Raw genomic sequence first — 7,502 nt, forward strand, 5'->3', positions numbered from 1 at the left:
GTGTTACAATAAAATATACAATTTATAATCAAACTTTGACTTGGAGGTGGTATGATGGGGCCCTCTGCTTAGGCAACAATACACCGCGTACCTCAATGTTAAGGAAAAATGATTATATCAGGAGGTGACTCCTTATCCTTTAAAGAGGGGATAAGGTTAAATGGACGATATTGACAGTCTGATTTTAATTGGTGTGCTCATTGCTTTAACTGCGTTTTTCGTTGCAAGCGAGTTTGCGATTGTTAGAGTAAGGAGATCCAGAATTGATCAGCTTATAACAGAAGGAAACAAACGGGCGATACTCGCAAAGCGTGTCATTACAGATTTGGATGAATATTTATCTGCATCCCAGCTGGGCATTACATTGACATCAATCGGACTCGGGGTGCTGGGGGAGCCGGCATTTGAACGGCTGCTGCATCCATTGTTTGTGCCGCTGGACCTGCCGGAATCGGTTTCACATGCGGTCTCTTTTGCGGTTGCGTACGGCTTGATTACATTCCTGCACGTTGTTGTAGGTGAGCTGGCCCCGAAAACGGTCGCGATTCAAAAGGCAGAGCAGCTGACCTTGCTGATTGCGGGTCCATTGCGTTTATTCTATCTGCTCCTGTTTCCGTTTATTTGGATCCTCAATGGATCGGCGCGGCTTTTATGCGGCATGTTCGGTTTGAAGCCTGCGTCAGAACATGACGGGTCCCATTCTGAGGAAGAACTGAGAATGCTGTTGTCTGAGAGTTTAAAAAACGGAGAGATTAATCCGTCTGAATATAAATATGTGAATAAGATTTTTGAATTTGATAACCGGATCGCTAAAGAAATTATGATACCGCGGAAGGAAATGGCCACTGTGTCAACAGAGATGACGATGGCCGAGATGCTTGACGTCATGCTGAAGGAAAAATACACGCGCTGGCCTGTCACAGACGGGGACAAAGACAGTGTCATCGGTTTGGTCAATACGAAGCATTTGTTTTCTGATTTGCTGTTTATGACAGAAGAGGAACGAATGAAGATGACAATCCATCCGTATATCCGGCCGGTAATTGAAGTGATGGAAACCATCCCGGTTCATGATTTGCTGATTAAAATGCAGCGCGAACGCATTCATATGGCCATATTGTCGGATGAATACGGAGGAACCTCGGGACTTGTGACGACAGAGGATATTCTTGAGGAAATTGTCGGCGAGATCAGAGATGAATTTGATGAAGACGAACAGCCGGTAATCCAACAGCTCGGCGAACGCCATTATGTGATGGATGGAAAGGTTCGGATCGATCAGGTGAACAGCCTTCTTGGCGCAGCAATTCACGAAGATGTCGATACGATCGGCGGGCTGGTATTGAAAGAAAACATCGATATTGAGGCTGGTGAATCCATCCGCATCGGTTCATATACGATAAAGGTGCTGAAGATGGACGGCCGATTAATCAAGCAAATCGATATAAAAGAAGAAGCCGGCAGTACAGCCGGGATGACGGCACACCACACGCTGCCGCTGCCCGAGCCCGTGATGCTGAACAGTGCAACCTTGAGCGAGAAATAAGCTCAAGGTTTTTTTTACGTTGCGATTGTCCAGCCGCACCAAAATGCCAAAAGCGACCCGCAAAGCGTCAGGGCGATATACAGGATGCTTTCCATTATGCGTTTGGCCAGCAAGAGCTGAACACTTTCAACACTGAAAGTGGAAAAGGTCGTAAAGGCGCCGAAAAATCCCGTGCCGATGATGAGGGAGGCCGAAGCATTTGTAACGTGAAGCCCTGTAAACATTCCGAGCCCGAGAGCTCCGACAATATTCACCGTTAATATGCCAATGGGCAGGATGAGGCCTTTGGTTTTGGCGGTTATGACATTGCCAAGCCAAAAGCGCAGTATCGCCCCAAGTCCGCCCGCTATGAAAATACCCGCTAGTGTCACTTTTCCTGCAGCCCCTTTCTTGGCTGGATGCCTGCTATACGCCGTCCCGCCAGAACGCCAATCAGCGCAAGAACGATTCCTGATATCAAAGAGGCTGCCATATACAAAACAGCCAGTGTGGATTGTGCCTGCAAAAGCATCACTGTTTCTTTAGAAAACGCAGACATTGTTGTAAAGCCGCCGCAAAAGCCGGTGCCTAAAAAAGCTGACAGCAGAGACCGTTTTGCCTTGATCATAAAATAGCCGGTCAGAATGCCTAATAGAAGGCTGCCAGCCGCGTTTTCCAGCCAGGTTGCTGCCGGGAATGGACCGGTGTGTAACCATATGTTTAATCCGTATCGGAGGCAGGCGCCAAGCGCGCCTCCAATAAAAACCGCGCTATATATTTTCATGTTTGCCATCCTTTTTGATGAAATCCGGGTAGTCTGTTACGATGCCATCCACACCCATGGCTTGTAATTTTGCTGCTGCCTTTTGATTATTGACTGTCCATGCAAATACTTTTAAGCCGCTTTTATGGACGGAAGCAATCATTAGCCGATTGAGGCGTGTGTATTTAATATTGACATAGTTTGCGATAGATTGGCAGGCCTTCAGCTGATTTCTGGACAGCATGCCAAAATTGGGCCTTGTAATGACCGCTGTCGGAATCGATGGATAAAGCTCATGGAACCTCTGGACGGAGCGGAACTGAAAGGATTGGACAATATTGTTGGCAGAAAAAGAAAATTGCCCTAACAGCTGTCCTACTTCTTCTTCAATTCCGACTTGAGATGGATGGCCTTTTAATTCAATTAAAAAGCCGATTTTTTTGTGATAGCGCTTGAGCACCGCTTCCAAGGTTGGAATACGCTCTCCCTGAAAAGCGGGGCCGTACCAGCTTCCGGCATCGAGTTTCTGCAATTCTTCCAATGTAAAATCTTTAACAAAACCAGATCCGTTTGTTGTGCGGTCAACCCTGTCATCGTGAATCACAACAATCTGCCTGTCTTTTGTAAGCTGGACGTCCAGTTCAATCATATCTGCATTCATTTTCGCCGCAAGGTCAAACGCGGCCATTGTATTTTCCGGAGCGTAGCCGGATACTCCGCGATGGGCAATGGTGTACAAGCTTAGTCAGCTCCTCGTATGGGCATTTCTGTTATTGTATCAAATCCATATATGCGGGGCGATACAAACTGGTGAATTTTTTCTGCCAGATCGGAATGGTCCGGGCTGAGAACTGCGTATAACTAAAAAAAGACACCCAGCGCATAAGAGCATATTCCGCCAGAAAATTAGGTCTTTCGACATGTTCACAACAAATTTTGATCCATTATAATAGCAAAAAAGGAGGCGAGATCATGGGTAAAGGGAGAATTCGAGTGGAGGAAAGAATTAAAGCCGAAACGGATGCTGAAATGCAAAAAGCAACTCTCCTTGATCAGACACAAACGAAAAAAAGTAAGTGACTGTCCCTATTGAATCTGGCTGATAAATGAATTGAGAACTGGCCCCGGCGTTCCGCCGGGGTTTTGTGCTGCAAAAAGACATTTACATGAGCATCTTTACGAATCTTTTAGTATAATAAACAATCGATTGGGATAGAGGGGAGACTGTTATGCCAGATTATCTGCAGCAATATATCACGCTTGATAACATCATACAAATCGGCATCAGCTTGGCGATTTTGCTGGTGTTTCTTATACTTAGAAAATTGTTCACAAGATATTTCTTTAACCTCCTGTTTAATTTGACAAACCGCCCGAAAACAGAAATTTTTAAACAGGTGGTTCTGGCGTTTGACAAGCCGGCCAGATGGTTTTTTGTTGCCTTGGGGCTGTTTTTAGCGATCCGTTATTCACCGTTTTTTGATGAGCAAATGCCGGTCATCAGTAAAATATACCGTTCCCTGATTGTGGCGCTATTGTCCTGGGGGCTTTGTAATTTGACCGCCACGTCGTCGTTTATCTTCCATAAGGTGAATCAGCGCTTCGAGCTTGACATGGATGACATTCTGGCGCCGTTTTTATCTAAATTGCTACGTTTTGTCATCATTGCGCTCAGTGTCAGTGTGATCGCTCAGGAATTCAATTATGATGTCAACGGATTTGTAGCTGGCCTAGGTCTTGGCGGACTTGCCTTTGCGCTTGCCGCGAAGGATACGATCAGCAACTTCTTCGGCGGGATCATTATTATTACTGAGAAGCCGTTTACGATCGGTGACTGGGTGGAGACGTCAACGGTAACCGGATCAGTGGAGGATATTACCTTCAGGAGCACGAGGTTCAGAACCGCGCAGGGGGCGCTTGTAACGGTGCCGAACTCTACGCTGTCGATGGAAGCGATCACGAACTGGACAAGAATGACCAAACGCCAGATTACGTTTTCCATCCATGTATCCTATGCTACGCCGATTGAGAACCTAGAACGGGCCATTCGTTCTCTCAGGACAATGCTCTTGGAGCATGAAGGTGTTGATAATGAAACGATCATGGTCAACTTTGATACGTTTGCTGACAGCTATTACAATTTATTTTTCAACTTCTATACAAAAACAACAGTTTGGGCTGAAAACCTCGATATCAGAGAGGACATCAACTATAAAATCATTGACATCCTCGGTGCAGAAGGTGTCGAGTTTGCATATCCCGGCCAAATGGTTGTTGTAAAGCAAAAGCACCAAAACGATCCGTTTCAAGTGAATCTTAATAAAGAAGAAAAGGAACGGGCTTAAAAGGGAAAGACTTCGTCTGATAAAGGCGGAGTCTTTTTCGTGGTAAAATAAGAGAAAAAAGGCGGTGTTAAATTGGAAGCATTCAGAAATATTCTACAGGAAGCGCAGCGAATTGTCGTGCTGACCGGAGCGGGAATGAGCACAGAATCAGGAATTCCCGACTTTCGTTCAGCAGGAGGCATTTGGACGGAGGATGCCTCAAGAATGGAAGCGATGAGCCTTGATTATTTTTTAAGCCATCCGCGTCTGTTTTGGCCTAAATTCAAAGAATTGTTCCAGATGAAAATGAGCGGCAGCTTTGAACCGAATGAAGGGCACTTGCTGTTAGCTGAGCTGGAGAAGCAAGGAAAACAGGTCGATCTCTTTACGCAAAACATTGACGGGCTTCATAAAAAAGCCGGGAGCAGACATGTATACGAACTGCACGGCTCTATCCAAACAGCAGCTTGTCCGGCATGCGGCGCCCGATATGAGCTTCCGCATTTACTTGAGCATGAGGTGCCGGAGTGTACGGCGGCCGCCAAAGATGGCGGGATATGCGGAACGGTATTAAAAACCGATGTTGTTCTTTTTGGCGATGCGGTCCTGCACTTTGACACTCTTTATGAAAAGCTGGATCAAGCTGATCTTTTATTGGTCATTGGCACGTCTCTTGAAGTCGCTCCGGCGAGATTTGTGCCTGAGGACGCCAGCCGGATTCCCGGCATGAAGAAAGTCATCATTAACCTTGAGCCAACGTATTGCGACAGCTTGTTTGACATGGTCATCCACCAAAAAATTGGAGAGTTTGCCCGAAGTTTGGGAATAAAAAAGTGAGGCCGCACTTATGGCCTCACTTTTTTATTCGTGAACAGGAATCATTGTATCCTCTAACACACCGAAGGAATAGCCTTTTTCTTTCAGTTTATTGATTAGCACCGGCAGCGCATTTACTGTAGCAGGAAGATCATGCATAAGAATCACATATGGGCGGCTGGAATGGCTGTGTTCCATATTCTCAAGCTGCTGTAATACGGCCGTCACATATTTTGAATTCCGGTATTTCCAGTCCATGCTGTCAATCGTCCAATCCCAGTATACAAAACCGTCTTTTTCTAGATTGCGGATTTGTGAGGCGGTCAGTGACGGCTTGCTCCCGTAGGGTGTTCTGACGAGGTCGGTTTTATATCCTGTAATGTCCTGCAGCGTGTCACGCGCCTCCTGCATTTCTTTTAACGGAGATGTCGGTGTTTGATAGAACAACTTATTATTATGGGTGACGCCGTGTAAGCCGAGCGCATGGCCTTCTTTTTCTGACCTTTTCACAGCTTGTTTGAATTCGTTCATCCGCGGTGACAGCATAAAAAATGTCGCTTTAACATCAGCGCTTTTCAGTACGTCAAGCAAGCGGTTTGTAAAGGCTGACGGGCCATCATCAAAGGTTAAGTAAACCGTCTTATCTCCCATTGTTTGCTTTGTCTGCAGATGTTTGATCAGCAGATCGGGGGAGTCATTTTTGAGTTTCAGGCTTTTCTTCTCATCACGAAGCTGGCCGTTTGTTGTGACAGTGACTTCCTTTGCTTTTGTTGAACTATTGGAATAACCCAGTATCACCATAAGCAAAAGCAGCACACATAAAACTGCTAAACTTGCAAATTTAAAAGCAAGCGAAACGGCAGAAGGAGAAGCGTCTCCTCTCGTTTGTCGCATAACAATCTCTCCATTGGCATAAAATCTCTACATAACGCTGTACAGCAGGCAGCTTATGAAGATGCCATATGTTAACAACCTATGTATTACCAGTCAAGTATACAGGAACAAAACTGGAAAGAACATAGAAAATTTGTCGAAATGTCAGATTTTAAGGAAAAAATAAACTCCTTCCCGCTATAGATCTCTTGATCTTTCTGTTTTTCAGTTTGTCCAGTATGGTAGAATAAGTGACAATGACAGCTTGAAAGACATCAGGGAAATCTCGAAAAGGGAGGGCTTTTATGAAGGTTCTAGTCAATGGCCAGCTGATCCCGCGCAGCGAAGCATCAATTGATTTGGAGGATCGCGGTTATCAGTTTGGTGACGGTATCTATGAGGTTATCAGAGTGTACAAAGGCGTATTGTTCGGTTTGCGCGAGCATGTGGAGCGTTTTTTCAGAAGTGCTGCCGAAATCGGAATTTCACTGCCGTTCAGCAGAGAAGATCTTGAGTGGGACCTGCAAAAGCTTGTACAAGAGAATGCGGTCAGTGAGGGAGCGGTATATATTCAGACAACAAGAGGTGTTGCGCCGCGAAAACACCAATATGAAGCAGGCCTTGAGCCGCAGACTACGGCTTACACATTTACTGTGAAAAAACCGGAGCAAGAGCAGGCATACGGAGTGGCAGCCATTACCGATGAGGACCTTCGCTGGCTGAGATGTGACATTAAGAGTCTGAATTTACTGTATAATGTCATGGCGAAGCAAAAAGCCTATGAAGCGGGGGCATTTGAATCCGTTTTATTAAGAGACGGCATTGTTACAGAAGGCACATCCTCTAACGTTTATGCCGTTATCAACGGGACGGTGCGAACACATCCGGCTAACCGGCTCATTCTCAATGGAATTACACGGATGAAGATTTTAGAGCTAATTGAAAAGAACGGGATCGAGCTTGATGAGAAGCCTGTCAGTGAGGAAGAGCTGAGACAGGCGGAAGAGATCTTTATTTCGTCAACGACAGCAGAGATCATTCCGGTCGTGACGCTTGATGGAGAGTCGGTAGGAAGCGGTAAACCCGGACCGGTGACAAAACAGCTTCAGGCTGCTTTTCAGGAAAGCATCCAGCAGGCCGCAAGCATTTTATAGTAAGGCATAAAAAAGAGCCCGCTTTGCAGGGACTGACCCCCGTTTTT

At 45.8% G+C, this 7,502-nt stretch carries 9 protein-coding genes; 5 read left to right on the top strand and 4 right to left on the bottom strand.

What is annotated here, in order from left to right; all coding sequences use genetic code 11:
- Window positions 1-160 precede the first annotated feature (160 nt).
- On the top strand, window positions 161-1,546 hold the full coding sequence (locus tag MOC09_RS15580) for a hemolysin family protein (protein WP_268359195.1): 1,386 nt from the start codon (window positions 161-163) through the stop codon (window positions 1,544-1,546).
- 14 nt (window positions 1,547-1,560) lie between these two features.
- Here the strand turns inward: MOC09_RS15580 and crcB are convergent, their stop codons facing one another.
- The 3 genes from crcB to MOC09_RS15595 are packed head-to-tail and all read right to left on the bottom strand — an operon-like array spanning window position 1,561 to window position 3,027.
- Window positions 1,561-1,917, bottom strand: a complete 357-nt coding sequence (gene crcB, locus MOC09_RS15585; RefSeq protein ID WP_268359192.1) for a fluoride efflux transporter CrcB — start codon at window positions 1,915-1,917, stop codon at window positions 1,561-1,563.
- Window positions 1,914-2,309: a fluoride efflux transporter FluC gene (locus MOC09_RS15590; protein WP_268359190.1), complete on the bottom strand. Its 396-nt coding sequence runs from the start codon at window positions 2,307-2,309 to the stop codon at window positions 1,914-1,916. Before MOC09_RS15590 ends, crcB begins: the two co-directional genes overlap by 4 nt.
- Window positions 2,296-3,027, bottom strand: a complete 732-nt coding sequence (locus MOC09_RS15595; RefSeq protein ID WP_268359188.1) for a glycerophosphodiester phosphodiesterase — start codon at window positions 3,025-3,027, stop codon at window positions 2,296-2,298. The genes MOC09_RS15590 and MOC09_RS15595 overlap by 14 nt, the downstream gene beginning before the upstream one ends.
- Before the next feature lie 233 nt (window positions 3,028-3,260).
- Between MOC09_RS15595 and MOC09_RS15600 the strand changes: the two genes are divergently transcribed.
- The 3 genes from MOC09_RS15600 to MOC09_RS15610 all read left to right on the top strand — a co-directional run bounded on the left by MOC09_RS15600 (window position 3,261) and on the right by MOC09_RS15610 (window position 5,449).
- Window positions 3,261-3,368 carry a YhdX family protein gene (locus tag MOC09_RS15600; protein WP_003224203.1) on the top strand — a complete coding sequence of 36 codons (108 nt, stop codon included), beginning with the start codon at window positions 3,261-3,263 and terminating at the stop codon, window positions 3,366-3,368.
- A 149-nt stretch (window positions 3,369-3,517) separates the two neighbouring features.
- A complete protein-coding gene (gene mscY, locus MOC09_RS15605; RefSeq protein WP_268359186.1) occupies window positions 3,518-4,633 on the top strand; it encodes a small-conductance mechanosensitive channel protein MscY in 1,116 nt (371 codons plus the stop codon).
- 72 nt (window positions 4,634-4,705) lie between these two features.
- Window positions 4,706-5,449: an NAD-dependent protein deacylase gene (locus MOC09_RS15610; protein WP_268359184.1), complete on the top strand. Its 744-nt coding sequence runs from the start codon at window positions 4,706-4,708 to the stop codon at window positions 5,447-5,449.
- Between the two features lie 24 nt (window positions 5,450-5,473).
- Here MOC09_RS15610 and MOC09_RS15615 read toward each other — a convergent pair whose 3' ends face one another.
- A complete protein-coding gene (locus MOC09_RS15615; protein WP_268371050.1) occupies window positions 5,474-6,322 on the bottom strand; it encodes a polysaccharide deacetylase family protein in 849 nt (282 codons plus the stop codon).
- A gap of 284 nt (window positions 6,323-6,606) precedes the next feature.
- Here MOC09_RS15615 and dat point away from each other — a divergent pair, with 284 nt between their 5' ends.
- Entirely contained in the window at window positions 6,607-7,455 is an 849-nt protein-coding gene (gene dat, locus MOC09_RS15620) for a D-amino-acid transaminase (protein WP_268359181.1), read from the top strand.
- The last annotated feature ends 47 nt before the right edge of the window (window positions 7,456-7,502 follow it).

This window comes from Bacillus sp. N12A5 (assembly GCF_026790125.1).
Taxonomy (GTDB): domain Bacteria; phylum Bacillota; class Bacilli; order Bacillales; family Bacillaceae; genus Bacillus.